This window comes from Achromobacter sp. K91 (assembly GCF_003576205.1).
Taxonomy (GTDB): Bacteria; Pseudomonadota; Gammaproteobacteria; order Burkholderiales; family Burkholderiaceae_B; genus Achromobacter; species Achromobacter aegrifaciens.
Window position 1 is genome coordinate 72633 of sequence record NZ_QWFB01000042.1, and the last position, 20179, is coordinate 92811.

General features: G+C 67.2%; 25 protein-coding genes. 13 read left to right on the forward strand and 12 right to left on the reverse strand.

Annotated features, from left to right (window positions below; all coding sequences use genetic code 11):
• The first annotated feature begins 135 nt into the window (after window positions 1-135).
• The 3 genes from mog to DXK93_RS21520 all read left to right on the forward strand — a co-directional run bounded on the left by mog (window position 136) and on the right by DXK93_RS21520 (window position 2043).
• Complete coding sequence (gene mog / locus DXK93_RS21510) at window positions 136-768, forward strand: molybdopterin adenylyltransferase (protein ID WP_119451068.1); 633 nt, start codon at window positions 136-138, stop codon at window positions 766-768.
• A gap of 61 nt (window positions 769-829) precedes the next feature.
• Complete coding sequence (locus tag DXK93_RS21515; RefSeq protein ID WP_054451515.1) at window positions 830-1168, forward strand: hypothetical protein; 339 nt, start codon at window positions 830-832, stop codon at window positions 1166-1168.
• A 5-nt stretch (window positions 1169-1173) separates the two neighbouring features.
• The gene (locus DXK93_RS21520) at window positions 1174-2043 is read left to right on the forward strand and encodes a peptidoglycan DD-metalloendopeptidase family protein (RefSeq protein ID WP_054452221.1); all 870 of its coding nucleotides are present in this window, start codon (window positions 1174-1176) and stop codon (window positions 2041-2043) included.
• A gap of 34 nt (window positions 2044-2077) precedes the next feature.
• Here DXK93_RS21520 and DXK93_RS21525 read toward each other — a convergent pair whose 3' ends face one another.
• From DXK93_RS21525 to DXK93_RS21545, 5 genes are all read right to left on the reverse strand, one after another.
• Window positions 2078-2365: a hypothetical protein gene (locus DXK93_RS21525; protein ID WP_054451514.1), complete on the reverse strand. Its 288-nt coding sequence runs from the start codon at window positions 2363-2365 to the stop codon at window positions 2078-2080.
• Between the two features lie 152 nt (window positions 2366-2517).
• Window positions 2518-2781, reverse strand: a complete 264-nt coding sequence (gene infA, locus DXK93_RS21530; protein WP_013395703.1) for a translation initiation factor IF-1 — start codon at window positions 2779-2781, stop codon at window positions 2518-2520.
• Window positions 2782-3281: 500 nt separating this feature from the next.
• Window positions 3282-3821 carry an SRPBCC family protein gene (locus DXK93_RS21535; RefSeq protein WP_119451057.1) on the reverse strand — a complete coding sequence of 180 codons (540 nt, stop codon included), beginning with the start codon at window positions 3819-3821 and terminating at the stop codon, window positions 3282-3284.
• Entirely contained in the window at window positions 3814-4179 is a 366-nt protein-coding gene (locus DXK93_RS21540) for a helix-turn-helix transcriptional regulator (protein ID WP_054451512.1), read from the reverse strand. The genes DXK93_RS21535 and DXK93_RS21540 overlap by 8 nt, the downstream gene beginning before the upstream one ends.
• 53 nt (window positions 4180-4232) lie before the next feature.
• On the reverse strand, window positions 4233-4664 hold the full coding sequence (locus tag DXK93_RS21545; protein WP_054452219.1) for a GFA family protein: 432 nt from the start codon (window positions 4662-4664) through the stop codon (window positions 4233-4235).
• Between the two features lie 195 nt (window positions 4665-4859).
• Between DXK93_RS21545 and phnC the strand changes: the two genes are divergently transcribed.
• From phnC to phnE, 3 genes are all read left to right on the forward strand, one after another.
• Entirely contained in the window at window positions 4860-5696 is an 837-nt protein-coding gene (gene phnC, locus DXK93_RS21550; protein WP_119451058.1) for a phosphonate ABC transporter ATP-binding protein, read from the forward strand.
• 31 nt (window positions 5697-5727) lie between these two features.
• Complete coding sequence (gene phnD / locus DXK93_RS21555; RefSeq protein WP_054451508.1) at window positions 5728-6708, forward strand: phosphonate ABC transporter substrate-binding protein; 981 nt, start codon at window positions 5728-5730, stop codon at window positions 6706-6708.
• 81 nt (window positions 6709-6789) lie between these two features.
• Window positions 6790-7584, forward strand: a complete 795-nt coding sequence (phnE, locus tag DXK93_RS21560; protein ID WP_054451506.1) for a phosphonate ABC transporter, permease protein PhnE — start codon at window positions 6790-6792, stop codon at window positions 7582-7584.
• A 32-nt stretch (window positions 7585-7616) separates the two neighbouring features.
• Here the strand turns inward: phnE and DXK93_RS21565 are convergent, their stop codons facing one another.
• Genes DXK93_RS21565 through DXK93_RS21575 form a run of 3 tightly spaced genes read right to left on the reverse strand, consistent with a single transcriptional unit; the run spans window position 7617 to window position 10991 of the window.
• Window positions 7617-8129, reverse strand: coding sequence for a GAF domain-containing protein (locus DXK93_RS21565; protein ID WP_119451059.1), 513 nt, complete (start codon window positions 8127-8129; stop codon window positions 7617-7619).
• Complete coding sequence (locus DXK93_RS21570; protein WP_054451502.1) at window positions 8126-9100, reverse strand: tripartite tricarboxylate transporter substrate binding protein; 975 nt, start codon at window positions 9098-9100, stop codon at window positions 8126-8128. Before DXK93_RS21570 ends, DXK93_RS21565 begins: the two co-directional genes overlap by 4 nt.
• A 55-nt stretch (window positions 9101-9155) precedes the next feature.
• A complete protein-coding gene (locus DXK93_RS21575) occupies window positions 9156-10991 on the reverse strand; it encodes a gamma-glutamyltransferase family protein (RefSeq protein ID WP_119451060.1) in 1836 nt (611 codons plus the stop codon).
• A 105-nt stretch (window positions 10992-11096) separates the two neighbouring features.
• Here DXK93_RS21575 and DXK93_RS21580 point away from each other — a divergent pair, with 105 nt between their 5' ends.
• Window positions 11097-12062 carry a LysR family transcriptional regulator gene (locus tag DXK93_RS21580; RefSeq protein ID WP_054451497.1) on the forward strand — a complete coding sequence of 322 codons (966 nt, stop codon included), beginning with the start codon at window positions 11097-11099 and terminating at the stop codon, window positions 12060-12062.
• A 9-nt stretch (window positions 12063-12071) separates the two neighbouring features.
• On the opposite strand, the gene phnN is transcribed toward DXK93_RS21580, so the two are convergent.
• The 4 genes from phnN to phnF all read right to left on the reverse strand — a co-directional run bounded on the left by phnN (window position 12072) and on the right by phnF (window position 15418).
• A complete protein-coding gene (gene phnN, locus DXK93_RS21585) occupies window positions 12072-12650 on the reverse strand; it encodes a phosphonate metabolism protein/1,5-bisphosphokinase (PRPP-forming) PhnN (protein WP_119451061.1) in 579 nt (192 codons plus the stop codon).
• Window positions 12647-13390 carry a DUF1045 domain-containing protein gene (locus DXK93_RS21590; protein ID WP_119451062.1) on the reverse strand — a complete coding sequence of 248 codons (744 nt, stop codon included), beginning with the start codon at window positions 13388-13390 and terminating at the stop codon, window positions 12647-12649. Before DXK93_RS21590 ends, phnN begins: the two co-directional genes overlap by 4 nt.
• A 2-nt stretch (window positions 13391-13392) precedes the next feature.
• Window positions 13393-14592 carry an alpha-D-ribose 1-methylphosphonate 5-triphosphate diphosphatase gene (locus DXK93_RS21595; protein WP_119451063.1) on the reverse strand — a complete coding sequence of 400 codons (1200 nt, stop codon included), beginning with the start codon at window positions 14590-14592 and terminating at the stop codon, window positions 13393-13395.
• A gap of 103 nt (window positions 14593-14695) precedes the next feature.
• Window positions 14696-15418 (reverse strand): phosphonate metabolism transcriptional regulator PhnF, encoded by a 723-nt coding sequence (gene phnF / locus DXK93_RS21600; protein WP_054451488.1) that lies wholly within the window; start codon window positions 15416-15418, stop codon window positions 14696-14698.
• A gap of 185 nt (window positions 15419-15603) precedes the next feature.
• Here phnF and phnG point away from each other — a divergent pair, with 185 nt between their 5' ends.
• The 6 genes from phnG to phnL form a co-directional block, all read left to right on the forward strand.
• Entirely contained in the window at window positions 15604-16074 is a 471-nt protein-coding gene (gene phnG / locus DXK93_RS21605) for a phosphonate C-P lyase system protein PhnG (protein WP_088142251.1), read from the forward strand.
• A 1-nt stretch (window position 16075) separates the two neighbouring features.
• Window positions 16076-16693 (forward strand): phosphonate C-P lyase system protein PhnH, encoded by a 618-nt coding sequence (gene phnH, locus DXK93_RS21610; protein WP_054451484.1) that lies wholly within the window; start codon window positions 16076-16078, stop codon window positions 16691-16693.
• 1 nt (window position 16694) lies between these two features.
• Complete coding sequence (locus DXK93_RS21615; RefSeq protein WP_119451064.1) at window positions 16695-17810, forward strand: carbon-phosphorus lyase complex subunit PhnI; 1116 nt, start codon at window positions 16695-16697, stop codon at window positions 17808-17810.
• Window positions 17807-18691, forward strand: a complete 885-nt coding sequence (locus DXK93_RS21620) for an alpha-D-ribose 1-methylphosphonate 5-phosphate C-P-lyase PhnJ (RefSeq protein WP_054451481.1) — start codon at window positions 17807-17809, stop codon at window positions 18689-18691. Before DXK93_RS21615 ends, DXK93_RS21620 begins: the two co-directional genes overlap by 4 nt.
• Window positions 18688-19464, forward strand: a complete 777-nt coding sequence (gene phnK / locus DXK93_RS21625) for a phosphonate C-P lyase system protein PhnK (RefSeq protein WP_013395684.1) — start codon at window positions 18688-18690, stop codon at window positions 19462-19464. Before DXK93_RS21620 ends, phnK begins: the two co-directional genes overlap by 4 nt.
• 2 nt (window positions 19465-19466) lie before the next feature.
• Window positions 19467-20179: phosphonate C-P lyase system protein PhnL (phnL, locus tag DXK93_RS21630; RefSeq protein ID WP_119451065.1), on the forward strand; the 713-nt coding region annotated here is incomplete at its 3' end.

Here is a 20179-nt window from a genome sequence, read left to right on the forward strand (position 1 = left end):
CCTGCTGACGCGATTCCCGCAGGGAAGGAATGCGATAGCATCGCTCTGGCGGGCCTCTTCTGGATTTCCATGATTGACCTCGCCCACGGCCGCATCCGCGCCGCCCGACAGTTTCTTACCAAGATTGCGCAGCCCATGACCGCCACTACCCGTATCGCCCGCAAGCATCCCGACGAACTGATCGTGGGCCTGGTGTCCATTTCCGATCGCGCCTCCAGCGGCACCTATCAGGACCTGGGGCTGCCCGCGCTGCGCGAATGGCTGGGCGGCGCCCTGGCCTCGCCCTGGCAGGCGGTGGACCGCCTGATCCCCGACGAACCCGCACGCATTTCCCAGACGCTGATCGAACTGGTGGACGGCTGCGGCTGCGACCTGGTCCTGACCACCGGCGGCACCGGTCCGGCGCGCCGCGACGTCACGCCCGAGGCCACGCTCGCCGTCGGCACCAAGGAAATGCCCGGCTTCGGCGAACAGATGCGCCAGATCAGCCTGCGCTTCGTGCCCACGGCCATCCTGTCGCGCCAGGTGGCGGTCATCCGGGAAACGCCCGCGCACGCCGCCCTGATCGTGAACCTGCCCGGCCAGCCGAAATCCATCCGCGAAACGCTGGAAGGACTGAAGGGCGAGGACGGCGCCGTGCTGGTGCCGGGGATCTTCGCCGCCATTCCCTATTGCATCGATCTTATCGGCGGCCCATACGCCGAAACCCGGCCGGAAGTCATCGCGGCCTTCCGTCCCAAATCGGCCCGGCGCGCGCCGCAGGCTTGACCTGGCGCTGCGTTATATTGGCCGCCCCATCCACCTCCAACCGCTCGAGAGTTCCATCGCCATGAAGGTCCGCACCGCTTTGTCCCTTACTGTCCTGGCAGCCTTGTCGGCCTGCGCCAACGTCAAAGACGTGCGCGACCGCGATCCGGTCTTCTACGGTTCCACCCAACGTACGCCCGAGGACTACACGGCTTGCGTCGCCGAATCCTGGAAGAACCTGGGCATCAATTTCCAGCAGAAGGCGGTGCGCAACGGCTTTGAATTGATCCAGGAGGACAGCCTGGGTGTCGAAGCCGTGCTGACGACCACGCACTGGAAGGGCAAGACCGAAGCGCGCCTGTCCACGCGCATCGCCCGCCGCGACCAAAGCATCATCGAGCCCGCCAACCTGTGCCTGTGAACGCCATGCAGCATCGTCGCGACGTCCTGCGGCTGGGCCTGGCCGCGGCCGCCCTCTGCCTGGGCCTGCCGGCCCGCGCGCAGCAGCAGAGCGGTTTCATCAGCCGCAAGCTCAACGTTCCCGTGCCTGGCGGCGTCGCCGTCCTGGGCCTGGGCAATGCCGAACGCGCGCCCGAGGTCAGCTTCCTGGGCCGGCGCGTGCTGGTCGTGCGTGAAGAGGGCAAGCAGTGGATCGCCGTGGTCGGCATCCCGCTCAGCGTGAAGCCGGGCGAGCAGCAGGTGGATATCAAGGACGCGCAAGGCAAGCGTTCAGTGTCCTTCAAGGTCGGCGCCAAGGAATACAAGGCCCAGCACATCACGCTGAAGAATCCGCGCCAGGTCAATCCGGATCCGGACGACATGAAGCGCATCGAACGCGAGCAGGCCGAGCAGGCCGCCGCCAACCGCGCCTACCGCGCTGGCATCACGCCCAGCAACCTGCTGCTGGATCGCCCGGTGAACGGCGGCCGCCTGTCCAGTCCCTTCGGCCTGCGCCGCTTCTTCAATGGCGAAGAGCGCAATCCGCATTCGGGCCTGGATTTCGCCGTGCCCTCGGGCACGCCGATCAAGGCGCCGGCCGCTGGCGTGGTCGTGCTGGTGGGGGATTACTTCTTCAATGGCAAGACGGTGTTCCTGGACCATGGCCAGGGCTTCGTCAGCATGTTCTGCCACATGTCGGCGATCGACGTGAAGGTCGGCGACGAAGTGCCGCGCGGCGGATTGGTGGGCAAGGTGGGCGCCACCGGCCGCGCCACTGGCCCGCACCTGCACTGGAACGTCAGCCTGAACGACGCGCGCGTCGATCCGGCCATCTTCATCGGGGCGTTCAAGCCCTGATCCTGTCCCGGGATGGGGGCGCGGACCCGCGCCCTCAGGCCGTTGCGGCCTGCTGCGCGATCAGTTGCAGCACGTGCTGATGCACGCGCTCGGCATAGTCCATCTGCTGCCGCACTTCGAGCTGCTCGGCTTCCTGCTCGTCCAGGCAGTTGTCGTACTTGGTCTTGGCCTCGGCGTAGGTCAGGCCGGTATTGCGCAGGCTGTTGATGAAGGCCTCGCGCGACTGATGCAGCAGGCGCAGGCCTTCCTCGCCCTTGACGAATTTTCTTCGCGCCAGGGCAAGCTGGTCAGCGGCGGCTTGCAGATCTTGTGTCAGGTCCATCTTGCTTCATGCTCATCCTGCCGGGCGTCGCGCCGGGCAGAGGGCGCCATTCTTTCATGAACGGGCGCTCCACGCATTACGGCATCGCGCGGCCCAGGTTTAAGGCTGGCGCGAAAAGGGAGCCGGCGCGGGGCCGGCCCTGTCGCCCTGGCTTAGCGGCGGAATTGCTGGGGACGCTGCGGCGCGGGACCGCGCTCGTCCTTGTGGCGGAAGTTGATGCGGCCCTTGGTCAGGTCATACGGCGACATTTCCAGGGTGACGCGGTCGCCGGCCAGGATGCGGATGCGGTGCTTGCGGATGCGGCCGGAGGCGTAGGCGCCGACTTCGATGCCGTTGTCCAGCTTCACACGGTAGCGGCTATCGGGCAGCACTTCGTCAACGATGCCGTCCAGTTCGATGAGTTCTTCTTTAGCCATTCTTTTCTCCTATCAAAACGCGCAGCCATACCGACGGCATGGCGCGCCGCGCGAGGCGGCAAGCGCGTCGGACCCGAACGGGCGGGTCCAGCGGTTTGAACGTAAAACGTCCGGGCAAGCGCGGGTAAGGGCCACGGCATCCGAAGCGGATGTCTGAAATGACGGATACTCGCGCCGCGTGGGCAGTGTGCGCGCGGTGCGCGGCTTGGTCGCGGCGGCGCGTTTTGCGCAAATCGCCGGAAGAAGCGGGGTGGAGCTTGTGCTGCCAGGCCGCGCAACTATGGAGGTGGAGGCGCGCCCGGTGGCGGAGGGGTTTTTCCGGAAAAATCAGGCACGTCCTGGGTTGCCCCGGAGCATTGCCCGCAGGCGGTACAGGTTGGCACGCAGAGTGACCGAAGCCCGGTTTTTGCGGAAAAATCACGGACTTATGGTACTGCAAAGCGCAATATTTAGCCAGTATTTATCTGTGGCCGCGCTGCGATAGTTGCTGTTCAACGACTCTAGCGAGCCGGGATCCGTTCACGGTATTCGGCTTCCACCCGGTTAAGCACGGACCAGAACGGACCGGGGGCACGGCCGGCCAGGCGAGCTCCGAGCACGCCCAGGTGCACATGCCAGCCGCCAGCTACGTCCACCATGCCGTCACGCGAGGACAGCTTGCGGTGGGTCAGCACCAGGCGCGTTTCCTCGCCCTGAGGCGACAGCTCGAAGGTGACCTCGGAAGGATGGCCGGGGGAGCCGCCCCAGGTGAAAGCCAGCAAATGCGGCGGTTCGCAGCGGGTGATGACGCCTTGCGTGGTGACGCCGCCTTCGTACGGCTTGTAGGCGTCAGGCACCGGTTCTGCCACCGAGGACAGGTCCGCATGCACGAAGCGCAGCGTCACGCCGCCGCCTTCGCGCAGTTCCATGTCGCCGGATGCCAGCCAGCGCCCGCGTTTTTCGGATTCGGTGAGAAAAGCCCAGACCTCGTCGACGCTGGCGGGCAGTATCCGCGTGAAACGGATGGAGGTGGGGTCCAGAACGACGCCGTGATCACTCATGTGGTTCTCCAGAAGACGCGGCCGGGGACCGGCTGGCGGCGAGCGCGGCTTCCAGCGCGCCCAGCTTGCCCGACCAGAATTGCTCATAGAAGCGCAGCCACTGCATGGCCTCGGCCATGGGTTCGGGATTGAGGCTGCATACGTGCGTGCGGCCGCGGATGGAGCGCCGCACCAGACCGGCGCGTTCCAGGGCCTGCACATGCTTGGAGGCGCCCGCGAAACTCATGCTGTGGGGCGCCGCCAGTTCGCCGATGGTCTGCTCGCCACCGGCCAGGCTGCGCAGCATGTCGCGGCGCGTGGGGTCGGCCAGCGCGCGAAAGACGGCATCGAGGACGGGGGAGGGAATAGATTCAACCATGAGGTTGAATATAGTCTGGCCTTGCCAACAAATTCAACTATTCGGTTGAATTTTTATGTAACCGCCTGCGGATGGTCTTCTTCCATCGCCCCATACGCATCGGGGTACTGCGGCAGGCCGTCGGTGATGTCGAACCAGGGCGCCTTGCTGGCCACGTGGCAGTGGGCTGCCGGCTTGATGCCCGGGTCGTCGTCAAGCGGACCTAGAGGCAGGCCGTAGACGTCCGGCGTCTGGTCGAAGCGGGTCAGGAGGGGCGTGCCGCAGGCTTCGCAAAAGCCGCGGTAGCTGCCCGGGGACGAGCAGTACCAGGTGACGTGGTTTTCTCCGCGGGTCCAGGCGAAGTCCTTGACCTGGACCGTCGCCCGGCTGCGGAATGCCGCGCCATGCGCCTTGCGGCAGATCGTGCAATGGCAGTTGAGGGCGTCGGTGAGCGGACCCGTGATCTCGTAGGCGACGCGGCTGCACAGGCAGGAACCTTTGATCATGATGAACGCCAGGCTGGTGGGGAATATCCCCAATATACCTGCGGCGCGCCGGGCTGGAGACGGCCTTTGTGACGAACGTCTTTCAGATCGTTCCAGTGTCCCTATTTTCAGCCAAATGAATCGATTCCCAGGTCATCGTGCTGTCATGCCGCGAAAACAGAATGCCGCCATGAACACATCCAAGGGGATTCAACGATGACCTACGCCATCGAAGTACAAGGGCTCAGCAAGAGCTTCCACGCCGGCGCCAAGGCGCTGGACGGCGTGAACCTGCAAGTGGCCGACGGCGAGATGGTGGCCTTGCTCGGCGCCTCGGGTTCGGGCAAGTCGACGCTGCTGCGCCATCTGTCGGGTTTCGTGGCCGGCGACTCGGGCAGCGTGGCCGTAAACGGCCGCATGATCCAGCGCGATGGCCGCCTGAGCCGCGATGTGCGCTCCGCGCGCGCCGGCATCGGTTTCGTGTTCCAGCAATTCAATCTGGTCGGTCGCCTGCCGGTCATCACCAACGTGCTGACCGGGCTGCTGCCGCGCGTGCCGTTGTGGCGCAGCCTGACGCGCTGGTTCCTGCGCGGCGAAGTGCAGCAAGGCCTCGAAGCGCTTGCCCAGGTTGGTATAGACGACTACGCATTTCAGCGCGCCTCGACGCTGTCCGGCGGCCAGCAGCAGCGCGCGGCCATCGCCCGCACGCTGGTGCAGAACGCCCGCGTCATCCTGGCCGACGAACCCATCGCCTCGCTGGATCCGGAATCCTCGCGCCGCGTGATGGACACGCTGGCCCAGATCAACCGCGGCCGCAAGGTGGCCGTAGTGGTGTCGCTGCACCAGGTGGACGTGGCCCTGCGCTACTGCCCGCGGGTGGTGGCGCTGCGCTATGGCAAGGTCGTCTATGACGGCCCCTCCGCCGCGCTCACGCCTTCGATGCTGAGCGACCTGTATGGCTCCGAATTGAGCGAACTCCTTCCCGAATATGCGCCGCAAGCGCCGGCCACGCCCGGCATGGCGCCGCTGTCCCGCCTGGCGCAAGCCGCCTGATATCCCGACCCATTTCCCCCCGGAGCCTTCCATGCTACGCAGAACCTTTGTCACCCTGATCGCCGCCGCGGCCCTGTCCGCGCAGGCCTACGCGCAAGACGCCAAGACCCTGAACTTCGGCATCATCTCGACGGAATCGTCGACCAACCTGAAGTCCGTATGGCAGCCGGTCATCGACGACCTGAGCCGCGCGATCGGCGTACCGGTCAAGCCCTTCTTCGCGTCCGACTATGCCGGCATCATCGAAGGCATGCGCTTCAACAAGGTGCAGATGGGCTGGTTCGGCAACAAGTCCGCAATCGAGGCGGTGGACCGCGCCAAGGGCGAGGTGTTCGCCTCCGTCATCGACAAGGACGGCAACCCCGGCTACTGGTCGCTGCTGATCGTCAACAAGGACAGCAACCTGAAGACCCTGGACGACGTGCTCAAGCGCGGCGGCACGCTGAGCTACGGCGCGGGCGATCCCAATTCGACCTCGGGTACGGCTGTGCCCGGCTACTACCTGTGGGCCGCCAACAAGATCGAACCCAAGACCTTCTTCAAGACGGTGCGCGCCAGCAACCACGAAACCAATCTGCTGTCGGTCATCAACAAGCAGGTCGACGTGGCCGTCAACAACACCGAGGCGCTGGAGCGCTATCGCCTGAACACGGGCAAGGATGCCAACGACAGCGTGCGCGTGCTGTGGAAGTCGCCGCTGATCCCCGCCGATCCGCTGGTCATGCGCACCGACCTGCCGGCAGACCTGAAGGTCCGCATCCGCGACTTCTTCGTCAACTATGGCAAGGGCAAGGACGCCGAGCGCGAATTGGCCAACCTGAAGGCGCTGACCTACCAGGGCTTCCGCGCCTCCGACAACCAGCAGCTGGTGCCGATCCGCCAGATCGAACTGGCGCGCGAGAAGGCCAAGGTCGAAGCCGACGCCACGCTGGGCCAGGCCGAAAAGCAGAAACAGCTGGCCGAGCTGGACAGCAAGCTGGCCAGCCTGGGCCAGCCCGCCGCCAAGCAATAAGCCTGCAAGCGGCAAGCCGGCGCGCCGCGGGGCGCGCCGGCTTGCCCGCAACTGAAACCCAACTAGCGGATCGCCTTTTCTATGAACGTAGCCATGCAGACCTCCCGCCTTTCCGCCGCGCCGCGCTCCTCGCTGCCAGTCCTGCTCGTATGGGCCGTCGTGCTGGCGTTGCTGGTCATGTCGTGGAAGGGCGCCGACATGCGGCCCCTGGACCTGCTGCGCGATTCGGGCAATATGGCCCAGTTCGCCGCCGACTTCTTTCCGCCCAATTTCCGCGACTGGCGCATGTACCTGGACGAGATGATCGTCACCGTGCAGATCGCGGTCTGGGGCACCTTCCTGGCCATCGTGGTCGCCGTGCCGCTGGGGCTGCTGTGCTCGTCGAACATGGTGCCGGCCTGGGTGTACCAGCCCATGCGACGCCTGATGGACGCGTGCCGCGCCATCAACGAAATGGTGTTCGCCATGCTGTTCATCGTGGCGGTCGGGCTGGGCCCGTTCGCCGGCGTGCTGGCGCTGTGGGTGCACACCACCGGCGTGCTGGCCAAGCTGTTCTCGGAAGCCGTCGAGGCTATCGATCCGCGTCCGGTGGAAGGCGTGCGCGCCACCGGCGCGAACGCGCTGGAGGAAATCGTCTACGGCGTGATTCCGCAGGTGCTGCCGCTGTGGATCTCGTATTCGCTGTACCGCTTCGAATCCAACGTGCGTTCGGCCTCGGTGGTCGGCATCGTCGGCGCGGGCGGCATCGGCACCGTGCTGTGGGAGATCATCCGCAGTTTCCGCTACGCCGAAACCTGCGCCGTGATGATCATCATCGTGGCTTTCGTGGTCATCATCGACATGGCGTCGGCGCGCATCCGGCGCGCGCTCATCTGAGCATGCGCGGGGCCCGGGCGGGCCCCGCGGCCTTAGGCCTGCGGAAGCAGCGCCTGGAACGCAGGCAGCGCCAGCAGGCCCGCCAGCTGCGCGGCCTGCACATCGGCATCCGAAACCGCCGCGCGCGGCATCAGGAAGTTGACGGTGCCCAGGCAGACCCCGCCGTACACCACCGGCACATTGATGACCGAGCGCAGGCCCAGACGCTGGATCGCGTCATGGTCGTCGAAGAATGCGCGGATCGCGTCCTCGCCTTCGCCGACGAACAGCTTTTGCTCCAGCAGGACGTGGCGGCCCCAGGCGGTGCCGCTCTTGTCCTTGCTGCCGCCGGGCGGATAGGCCTCGGGGTTCGAGCTATACAGCCGCAGCACCCGCATGGCCTGCGCGTCATAGCGGTTGACCGTGCACAGCGTGTGCGCCAGCGCGGCGTGCGCATGGGCGTCGATGGCGCGCAAGGCCGCGACCGGATCGGCGGCCGCGTAGGCCCGGGCGATGGCGGCCACGCCGGCCTGCGCCGGCGCGGTGGATTGGATGCTCACGGTCATTCGGCGGTGATTCCCAGTTCTTTGATCAGCTTGCCGTACTTGTCGGCGTCGCGCGCCAGGATCTGGCCGAATTGCTCCGGCGTGGTCTCGGTCAGCAGCACGCCCATGTCGCCCATTTTCTTGATGACTTCGGGACGCTTGAGGATCAGGTTGATCTCGCGGTTCAGGCGTGCGGTCAGTTCGGGCGGCATGCCTGCCGGGCCGAAGGCGCCGTACCAGACCGACAGCTCGTAGCCCGGCAAGGTCTCGGCTACCGTGGGCACCTCGGGCAACAGCGGCGAACGCGCTTCCTCGGTGACGGCCAGCAGCTTCAGCTTGTTGTTCTGCACATGCGGCAGGGTCTGCGTGCCGGCGCTGAACAGCACCTGCGTGCGGCCGGCCACGGTGTCCAGCACCGCGGGCGCGCCGCCGCGATAGGGGATGTGCATCATCTTCACGCCGGCGGCCTTCTCGAACAGCGCGGCGCTCAGATGGTTGGTGGAGCCCTGGCCGGCGGAGGCATAGGCCACGGTGCCGGGATTGGCCTTCAGGTAGGCGATGAACTCCTTCACGTTGGACGCGGGGACCGACGGGTTCACCACCAGGGTGTTGGTGACCAGCGCGAGCTCGGCGATGGGCGTGAAGTCCTTCACACCGTCGAACGGCATGCTGGAGTAGAGCGCCTGGTTCATCGTGTGCGTGCTCATCGAGCCCACCAGCAAGGTGTAGCCGTCCGGCTTGGCGCGCGCCACGAAGGTGGTGCCGATGTTGCCGGACGCGCCCGAGCGGTTTTCCACGATGACGGGCTGGCCCAGCGACTGGGTCAATCCTTCGGACAGCACGCGCGCCAGGATGTCGGTGGAGCCGCCCGCAGCCCACGGCACGATCAGCGTGATGGGTTTTTCGGGCCACGCGGCGTGGGTGAGCGCGGGCGCGGCCAGCGCCAACCCCAGCGCGAACGAGCGCAGCAGTCGTTTGAATTGCAGTTTCATGGTGTTTACCCCTTTGCTTGATATCCGCTCTGCATGCCGGTTGAATGAAACAGGTTCAGCGGCCGGCGGCATAGCCCTGCATGCCGCGCGGGTTGGCGCCGGCGCGCAGCAGCAGGCCGCCGCCCGCGGCAGGCTCGCGGGTGCAGGCGCTGATGCGGCCTTCGGACCAGTCCGGCCCCACCTTGACCTCGTGGCCCGCCGCGCGCAGCGCCTCCAGCGTGGCGGCCGGCATGCGCGATTCCACGGTCAGCCGGTTCAAGGTAAGGCTGCGCGGCCAGAACGAGCCCGGGAAGTGATCGATATGCCAGGAGGGCGCTTCGATCGCCTCCTGCAGATTCATGCCCATGACATGGCGCAGGAAGAATGCCACCGTCCATTGGTCCTGCTGGTCGCCGCCCGGCGTGCCGAATGCCATGTAAGGCTGCCCGTCGCGCAGCGCGAGGCCGGGCGACAGCGTGGTGCAGGGACGCTTGCCCGGTTGCAGTTGGCCCGGCACGCCTTCGTCCAGCCAGGTCATCTGCAGGCGCGTGGTCAGCGGGAAGCCCAGGCCGGGCACGACGGGGCTGGACGACAGCCAGCCGCCCGACGGCGTGGCGGCCACCATATTGCCGTCGCGGTCGATGACGTCGATCTGGCAGGTATCGCCCACGAAGATCTCGCGCGCCGCCCATTCGGCTACCGGCGGCAGTGCGGCGAAGGTCGGTTCGCCCACGCCGAAGCGGGTGTCGGAGGCAGCCAGGGTGCGCACGGCTGCGTCCAGGTCGGGCAGGCGCGGTGTCTGGCCGCCGGGGCTGCCCGGCAGGAACTCGGACGAAGCGTGCGCGCCGATGCCTGCCGCGCGGGAGCGGGCGTACTCATCGCTGAGCAAAGCGGCCAGCGGCACCTGCGTGCAGGCAGGGTCGCCGTACCAGGCGGTGCGGTCGGCGAAGGCCAGCTTGGCCGCCTCGGCCACGTAGTGCACGAATTGCGGCGAGGTCGGCTCCAGCCCGTCCAGGCCCAGGTGCCGCAGTATCGCCAGTTGCTGCAGGTGGACCGGGCCTTGCGACCAGACCCCGCACTTGGCCACGGTGTAGCGGCCGTATTGGACAGTCAGAGGCTCGTCGTAGGTGGCGCGCCAATCGGCCAGATCGGATTTGCGCAGCAGGCCGCGGTTGCGCTGGCCCGTGGTATCGCGTACCTCGGCCTGCGTGTAATAGTCGTCGATCGCGTCGGCCACGAAACCGCGGTACCAGACCTCCAGCGCAGCGTCGATGCGGCCGCGCCGGTCGGTGCTGCGGGCGTGCGCCTCGTCCAGGATGCGGGTATAGGTGGCGGCGATGGCGGGCGTGCGGAACAGCGCGTCGGGCGCAGGTACGCGGCCGTTCGGCAGCCAGACCTCGCGCGAACTGGTCCATTCGTCGCGGAACAGCGCCTGCACCGCCAGAATGGCCTGCGAAATGCGCGGCACCAGCGGAAAGCCGTTGCGCGCATAGTCGATCGCCGGGCGCAGCACATCGGCCAGTTCCCAGGTGCCGTAGTCGCGCAGCAGGGTCAGCCAGGCGCCGAAGGCGCCGGGCACCGTGGCGGGCAGCAGGCCGATGCCGGGCACCAGGTCCAGGCCCAGGCCGCGGAAATAGGCGGGCGTGGCCAGCGCGGGCGCGGGGCCCTGGCCGCAGAGCGCGCGCATGCGCTGTTCCCGTTCGCTCCAGAGCAGGATGGGCACTTCGCCGCCCGGACCGTTCAGGTGCGGTTCCACGATCTGCAGCGTGAAGCCGCCCGCGACCGCCGCGTCATAGGCATTGCCGCCGCGCTCCAGCACGCTCATGGCCACTTGCGAGGCCAGCCAATGGGTGGAAGAGACCACGCCGAAAGTGCCGCGTATTTCGGGGCGGGTGGTGAAGGATGCGCTCATGAGGCCGGTCCGGGCAGCAGGGGATGCTTGCAGTATAGGGTCATGAAATAACTGATTTTTCCTTTGTTGGCATAATTGAATAACCAATTGGTTATAGGAAAGATCGTGACCTGGGATGCCGCCCGTCTCGCCAACCGTCTCAAGCATCGCCACCTGGCGCTGCTGATCGAAATCGCCAGGCACGGCTCGCTCACGCGCGTGGCCGCCGCGGCCGGCATCAGCCAGCCCGCCGTCACCAAGGCGCTCACGGAGATCGAGGACATCTTCGGCGCGCCGCTGTTCACGCGCACCGGTCGCGGCCTGCAACCCACGCCGCTGGGCGACCTGGCCCTGGTGCGCGCGCGCCACATGCTCAGCGACCTGGACCTGTGGGCGCGCGAGGTCGAGGCCCTGCACGCCGGCCGTTCCGCGCATCTGCAGGTGGGCGTGGTGCCCTACGTGTCCAGCGCCTTGCTGACGGCGGCCATCAGCCGCCTGCACCAGCGCCACGGCGTGACGCTCAGCCTGCACCGCGCCACCACCGACCATCTGGTGCCCATGCTGCGCCGGCACGAACTGGACTGCATCATCAGCCGCGCCACCTCGACCGTGGCGCCGGAGGATCTGATCCACCGCGTGCTGTACCGCCAGCGGCCGCGCCTGATCGCGCATGGCCGGCTTGCGCAGCGGCTGGCGCGGCGCAAGCCGGACTGGGCCGCTGTGGCGGCGATGGACTGGGTGCTGCCGGCGGCCAACACGCCGACGCGGCAACTGATCGTGGAGCATTTCATCCGCGCCGAATTGCAGCCGCCATCGCCGGTGCTGGAGGCGTACTCCACCGACGTGATCGAAGGCATGCTGACGATGAACGAGACCCTCATCTCCGTGGTGCCGGAAGACATCGCGCGCGAACTCTGCCAGCGCGGCAAGCTGGGCTTGGTGCCCTGGGACTTCGGCTGGGAACTGCCGCCGATCAACCTGATACGGCGCAAGCGCGAACAGCCGCTCGCAGCGGAGGAATGCTTTTCGGAGATCCTGCTGGATCTGTGCGGAGACGCCGCCGCGCCCTGGGGCCAGGGCGACCCGCGTTGAACGGCGGCGCTAGGCGTTGAGCTTGTTGCGGGCGATGTTCAACAGTGCGGCGGCAGCGGTTTCCGGGGCGGCATCGTTGCTGACGCGCAGCAAGCGGCATTGTGGCGGTACGGGGAATGCCTGCGTCGCCCGCGCCAGGCGCTGCGCGATCTGTTCCGCGCTTTCCCGCCCGCGTCCCGCCAGGCGGCGGACGAGCTGGCCGGGATCAACCGTGACTTCCACGGCGGTCAAGGCCGGGTAGCGCGAGTGCGCCTGTTCCAGGTGCGCGCGCGAGCCGTTGATGATGACCGCGGCGCCGCAGGACAGCCAGGCGTCTATTTCGATGCCGATGCCGTAGTGCAGGCCGTGGCTGGCCCAGCGCAGGGCAAAGCAGCCCAGGGCGGCGCGGCGTCCGAACTCGTCTTCGGTCAGGCTTAGCGCGTCTTCGGTGGCGCCGCTGTCGCGGGTGATGTAGCGATGCGCGACCAGCACGGGCTCATCGCCGCGCAGCTCGGCGCGCAGCAGGCGCAGCAAGGTGTCCTTGCCGCTGCCCGAAGCGCCCATCAGGTAGATCAGCCTGGCGCCGTCGGCGGGAACCGAGGCGCTCATGCCGCCGCCGGTCCTTGCAGATAGCCGGCTCCAGCCGCATCGATGCTGGAACCATCAAAACCGTAGTGCCTCGCCGCGACGAAGTCCGCGCCCGGCGCGGGCTGCACGTAGACGCTGACTCCGGGCACGGCCATGGGCTGCCCGCGCAAGGGATCGGCGAACGCGGCGATTTCGGCCTGCGCTTGCGACAGCGCCTCGCCTTGCAGCTTGCCGGTCAACGTAATGTGGAAGACGTAGGTATCGAATACGTACGGATAGCCCCAGCGCGCCAGCATGGTTTGCTGCGCCGGACTGAGCGATTGCGGTTGGCGGCGCGCGGTTTCCTCGGGCGTGGGCGGCGCGCGCAAGGGATCCAGGTCGCGCACGGCGGCTTCGGCCAGGGCCTGGATCCGCACGCGTCCCTGCGTGTCGGACGCAGCGATGCGCCAGGCCAGGAAGCCGCGCAGCGGTTCGCATTCCAGTTCCAACGAGAACGGCGTGCCGCCTGCGGCCAACTGGCGGGCGGCCGCGTCGACCTGTTCGGGCCTTGCGCCCGGGTTCAGGCGGAAGGGCGGCTTCAGCGTGGCGTGCAAGCCATAGTGGCGCGGCGCTTCGGTCCAGTTGCGCGCTTCCGCGTTCTGGCCCGGCCGCGGCGGCAGCGCCAGGCCGGTGTCGGCGCAACGGCCCAGCCAGCGGCTGCCGTGTTCGCGCCAGGGGCCGGTGGGCGCCAGGTACAGGGCGTAGCGATGGGCGAGGGGCATGGTCAGGCCGCCATGCGCTGGCTGTGGCTGTCGTCGAAGGCGCGCGTGGCGTAACGCAGTTCGCCGCCCACGATCGCGGCGCAGACGCGGGGCAGCCCCGGCACCTGGTCATCCACCACGATGGCGTCGGCGATCAGTCCGGGCGCGAGCGCGCCGCGATCCTTCAGGCCGGCGGCGCGGGCCGGATTCAAGGACACCAGATCCCAGGCTTGCGCCAGCGGCAGCACGCCGTCGTTGGCCAGCTTCATCACCGCGGCCAGCGGGGCGGGGTAGTAATAGTCGGATGTCAGGATGTCGCACAGGCCGGCGCGGACCATTTCGGTGGCGCTGGGCGCGCCGGTGTGGCTGCCCCCGCGCACGACGTTGGGCGCGCCGAAGACCACGGAATCGCCCAGGTCGCGGGCCACGCCGGCGGCCTCGCGGGTCAGCGGAAACTCCGCCACGCCGCAGCCCAGCTGGTGGTAGTAGCGGCGGGTGGCGGCGTCCGGATCGTCGTGCGAGGCCACCTTCAAGCCCGCTTCCTGCGCGCAGCCGGTCAGCTCGCGCATGGCGTCCGCCACCGAATCGGCGGCGGCCATGGCGGCGCGGATCCGGTCCTGGAAGACGTCGAGGTCGCACTCGGCGCGGTTGGCGTACTGCATCAGTTTGCGCTCGTCGCCCAGGCGGCGCGCCATGCTGGGCAGGTGGTCGTTCAGCGCCAGGAAGCGCACGCGGCCGTCGCGTATCCATTGCTGGGCAATATCCAGGCCGCCCACGTGATGGGTTTCGAAGCGCAGGTGCACATAGTGCCGCGCGCCCATGAGATAGCGCATTCTTTCCAGCGCGTCGAACATGCGTTCGGCGTAAGCCTCGCCGCGCAGCCCGCCTTCCCAGGACAGGGTCACGCCATGGAACTCGGTGGTGATGCCGTTGGCCAGCAGCTGGCGGTCCACGTCGAACAGGGCGCTGTCGTACGGAAAGGTCACGCTGGGCCGCGGCATGACTGCGCGCTCGAAGGCGTCGCCGTGCAGGTCCACGATGCCGGGCAACACCAGCAGATCGCCGGCGTCGAACCAGGGCGCGCCCCGCGGCGCGGCGGCGGCGGAGCCTTCGATCAGTCCGCCATGGAACCGCAGGCTGGCCTGTTCGACGCCGCGCGGCGTCAGGATGCGTTGGCCTGTGACACCGGCCAAGGGCGAGGGGGCGTGCGTGTGTGTGTTCATGGCGTGACGTTAGCGGGATTGCATTACAACCAGATGTCTAGATGAGTTAATCCGTTGGCCGGAGTCTTCCGCGCCGCCTGCGCGCGCAGGCGGCGGCCTTGCGTCAGCTGTCGTCCGTCACCATCAGCTGGACCATGTCGCCCACGAAGCGCGCCACGCTATATTGCAGCGGCGAGCCTTCCTGGTCCACATTCAAGGCCTCCACCTGAAGAATGGGGCGGGTCTTGGGCTGGCCCAGCAGGCGGGCGATTTCGGGCGTGGGCAGGGCGGCGGTGATGCGCGACCACTTGCGCGTGTAGTCGCCGATGCCATAGTGGGCATAGACCTTGGAGATCGAGCGCAGCGACGCCAGGCGGTCGGCGAAGTCGGGGAAGCGCTTTTCGTCGAAGAAATGTTCCGAGACGCTGATCGGGCGGTTCTCGGCTTTGCCTACGATCTGCACGCGCAACAGCGGCGCGGTACGCGTCAGGCCCAGGTGCTTGGCGATGTCGCCGGCGCGCAGGCTCTGGCTGCCCAGGACTTCCTGGTGGCCCAGCATGCCCTGGCTGCGCAGGTTCTCGGAAAAGCGCGTGCGCTTGCCGATGGCGTAGTCGATCGCGTGTTCCTGGACGAAGGTGCCGCGGCCTTGTTCGATGCGGACCAGGCCGCCTTGTTCGAGTTCTCCCATCGCGCGGCGGATGGTGTGGCGGTTGACGGAAAACTTGGCGGCCAGCTCGGGCTCGGACGGCAGCTGTTCGCCTGCCGCATAGAGCTTGTTGCGGATATCGTCCGCCAGCGCTTCGCCGATTTGCCGCCAGACGGCGATGCCGGAACCTCTTTCGACCATAGGGTGTGCTCGTGCTGTCACATCAGCTTCATGAAGAATGGCAGTGATTGTGCACCATGCGGCGGCGGCCGCAAAGGCGCTGCGGACGCGCTGCAACTGTCATCAAAAATTCACGCCAGGCTGTTGAACTTCCATTTCGGAGCGATCATACTCCATCCGGTCGTCTAGACGTTTAGAGGAAAAAGATGGATCACCCCAAGACAGGGCAGGATGCGGCGGGCGCGCAACGCGCCGCCTGGATGCGCGTGCTGGCGCTGGCCGATCCGGCCGCGCTGGATGGCGCTTTTTGCGCGCTGGCGGGCAAGCCGGAACACCAGACGTTGCGCCCCGCGCAAACCGGCATGGCCATGGTGCGCGCCCGCAGCGGCGGCACTGGGGCCCGCTTCAACCTGGGCGAAATGAGCGTGACACGTTGCGCGGTGACGATGGGCGAGGGCGTGGTGGGCGTGGCTTATGTGCAGGGCCGCTCGCAGCGCCATGCCGAGCAGGCCGCCGTGGCCGACGCCCTGCTGCAACTGCCGGAATGGCATGACACGGTGCAGGCACAGCTGATCCAGCCGCTGGCCCGCCTGCATGCCGAACGGGTCGAGCGCCAGGCCCGCGTGGCGGCGCAGACCAAGGTGGAATTCTTCACGATGGTGCGAGGCGAGGACTGACATGCAGCAACAGATACAAGCCGCCGCGGCCTCGGGCCGGGCGCTGCTCCCCGGATTCGCGGATCCCGTCGGCGACGCGCAGGCCACGTTCCGCGCCGCGCTGGACGCCATGGCCCACCCGGGCCGCATCCATGAAATCCTGATCGAAACCGGCGTGCCGGCGGGCCTGTCGCCTGCCATGACCGCGCTGCTGCTGACGTTGGTGGACGTGGACACGCCGCTGTGGCTGCCTGAAACCGTCAGCGCGGACGCGATCGCGTTTCTGCGATTTCATTGCGCCTGCCCCATCGTGCCATCGCCCTCGCTCGCGCGTTTTGCCGCGGTGCCGGCTGGCAGCAAGGCGCCGGCGCTTTCGGCTTGCCACCAGGGCGATCCGGCCTATCCCGATCTGTCTACCACCTTGCTGATCGAGGTCGAATCCTTGTCGGGCGGGGAACCCGCCATCCTCAGCGGCCCGGGTATCAAGAGCCAGCAGCTGCTGCATGCGGCAGGGCTGCCCGAGGGTTTCTGGCGCGAGTGGCGTCTCAATCATCAACGGTTTCCGCTCGGTGTCGACGTGTTCCTGACGCACGAGCGTCGGATCTGCGCACTGCCGCGCAGCACGCGCAAGGAGAACTGACATGTACGTAGCCGTAAAAGGGGGCGAACGCGCCATCCTCAATTCCTACCGCATGCTGGACGACTACCGGCGCGGCGACCGCGAAGTGCCCGAGCTGAGCCTGGACCAGATCCGCGAACAGATGCCGCTGGCGGTATCGCGGGTCATGGCGGAGGGCTCGCTCTACGATCCGCAACTGGCGGCGCTGGCCATCAAGCAGGCCGCGGGCGACCTGATCGAAGCGGTGTTCCTGCTGCGCGCCTACCGCACCACCTTGTCGCGCTTTGGCTATACCCAGCCCATCGACACCGGCCGCATGCGCCTGCAGCGCCGCATCTCGTCCACCTTCAAGGACGTGCCTGGCGGCCAGATCCTGGGACCGACCTACGACTACACCCAGCGTCTGCTGGACTTCTCGCTCGAAGCGCAGCGCGAAGCCGACGCCTTGCCGCCGGGCGGCGAGGCGCTGGATAGCGCGATGCCGCGCGTCACCGACCTGCTGGCGCATGACGACCTGATCGACGCGGAAGCCGTGCCCGAAGGCGATCCCGAACCCTTCGACCTGACCCGGCAGCCGCTGGATTTCCCGGCCTCGCGCGCGGCCCGCCTGCAGAACCTGGCGCGCGCAGACGAAGGTTTCCTGCTGTCCATGGGCTATTCGACCCAGCGCGGCTACGGCAATACCCACCCCTTCGCCGCCGAGATCCGCTACGGCGCGCTCGAGGTGGAAATGCACATCGAGGAATTGGGATTCGCCGTCACCGTGGGCGAGATCGAGATCACCGAATGCCAGATGGTCAGCCAGTTCGCGGGCAGCGCCGAGGAAGGCCCGAAGTTCACCCGGGGCTATGGGCTGACCTTTGGCTATGGCGAACGCAAGTCCATGTCGATGGCGCTGGTGGACCGCGCGCTGAAGGCGCGCGACCTGGGCGAACGCGCCGATTCGCCTGCCAATGATCACGAGTTCGTGCTCTATCACAGCGACAACGTCGAAGCCTCCGGTTTCGTGCAGCACTTGAAACTGCCGCACTACGTGGACTTCCAGGCCAATCTTGAACTGTTGCGGCGCATGCGCGCCGAACGCGCCGCGCCCGAGGCCGCGCGCAGCGATCTGATGGACGAGGCGGTTTCCCCATGACTACCCAACACGCAACGGTCGAACGCGACGACCACTACAACTTCGCCTACCTGGACGAATCCACCAAGCGCATGCTGCGCCGCGCCTTGCTCAAGGCCGTCGCCATCCCCGGCTACCAGGTGCCTTTCGGCAGCCGCGAAATGCCGCTGCCCTATGGCTGGGGCACCGGCGGCATCCAGGTGACGGCGTCCATCATCGGCGCAAACGACGTGCTCAAGGTGATCGACCAGGGTTCGGACGACACCACCAACGCGATCAACATCCGCCGCTTCTTCGGCCGTGTCACGGGCGTGGCGACGACGGAATCCACTTCTGCCGCCACCATCGTCCAGACCCGCCACCGCATCCCCGAGACGCCGCTGGCGGAAGGGCAGATCATGGTGTTCCAGGTGCCCATTCCTGAACCGTTGCGCTGGCTGGAGCCTTCCGAAACCGAGACGCGCACCATGCACGCGCTGGCCGAATATGGCGGCATGCACGTCAAGCTGTACGAGGACATCGCGCAGCACGGCCATATCGCCACCACCTATGACTATCCTGTCATCGTGAACGGACGCTACATGATGCGGCCTTCGCCCATCCCCAAGTTCGACAACCCCAAGCTGGACCGCAGTCCTGCGCTGATGCTGTTCGGCGCGGGCCGCGAAAAGCGCGTCTACGCGGTGCCGCCTTACACGCAGGTGAAGAGCCTGGACTTCGAGGACCACCCGTTCAAGGTCGAGACCTGGAACGAATGCTGCGACCTGTGCGGATCGCGCGAGAGCTATCTGGATGAAATCATCCTGGACGACGCCGGCACGCGCCGCTTCGTCTGCTCCGACACCGAGTACTGCAACGACCGGCAGGCGCAACAGCAAGCCAACCAGGAGACCGCGGCATGAACGCCCAACCTTTGCTTTCAGTGCGCAACATGACGCGCACCTGGGACGGCGTGCACGGCTGCCGCAACGTCAACTTCGATCTGTATCCGGGCGAAGTCCTGTGCGTGGTCGGCGAGTCCGGTTCCGGCAAGAGCACGCTGCTGTCGGCCGTGTCGTACCAGACCAGGCCGGACGCGGGCAGCGTCTGGTACGACACCCGCGACCAGGGCTTTACCGACCTGGCCGCGCTGCCCGGCGCACGCCTGCGCCTGCTGTCGCGCACCGACTGGGGCTTCGTGCGGCAGAACGCCCGCGACGGCCTGCGCATGCAGGTCAGCGCGGGCGCCAACATCGCGGAGCGGTTGATGGCCGTGGGCGACAGGCATTACGGCGACTTGCGTCAGGCCGCTGGCAACTGGCTTCAGAAGATGGAGATCGACGCGGGACGGCTGGATGACAGGCCCACCTCGTTTTCGGGCGGCATGCAGCAGCGGCTGCAGATCGCCCGCAACCTCGTGACGCACCCGCGCCTGGTGTTCATGGACGAACCCACGGCTTCGCTGGACGTGTCGGTGCAGGCGCGCTTGCTGGACCTGCTGCGTCAGCTGGTGGCCGATCTGGGCTTGGCTGCGATCGTCGTGACCCACGATCTGGCCGTGGCGCGCCTGCTGGCGCATCGGACCCTGGTGATGCGCGGCGGCGAAGTGGTCGAAAGCGGCCTGACCGACCAGATCCTCGACGATCCGCAGCATCCCTACACCCAGTTGCTGGTGTCCTCCATTTTGCAGAGCTGACCATGCCTGAAAAGACTCCCATGATCGAGGTGCGGGGCCTCGGAAAGATGTTCATCCTGCATAACCAGGGGGGCATGCGCCTGCCCGTGCTGGAGTCGGTCGACTTCGACGCGGCGGCGGGCGACTGCCTGGTGCTGGCGGGACCGTCCGGCACCGGCAAGAGCACCCTGCTACGCTGCCTGTACGGCAATTATCTGGCGACCGAAGGCAGCATCCGGGTGCGCTGGAACGACGAATGGGTGGAGCTGGCCGGCGCCCCCGAACAACGCATTCTGGCCTTGCGGCGCGAGGTGATCGGCTACGTCAGCCAGTTCCTGCGCGTGATTCCGCGCGTGTCGGCGCTGGACGTGGTGGCCGAACCCCTGCGCGCAGCGGGCGTGGAGGCCGACGAAGCCCGCTCCCGCGCAGCAGCCCTGCTGCAACGCTTGAACGTGCCGCCGCGCCTGTGGGGACTGGCGCCCGCCACGTTCTCGGGCGGCGAGCAGCAGCGCGTGAATATCGCTCGCGGTTTCATCGCGCGCCATCCCATCCTGCTGCTGGATGAACCCACCGCGTCGCTGGACGCGGACAACCGCCAGGTCGTGATCGCGCTGATCCGCGAGGCCATGGCAGAAGGCCGCTGCCTGCTGGGCATCTTCCACGACGCCGAAGTGCGCGATGCAGTCGCCACGCAGACGCTGGCCTTGCGCTGTCTCTTATACACATCTCCGAGCAC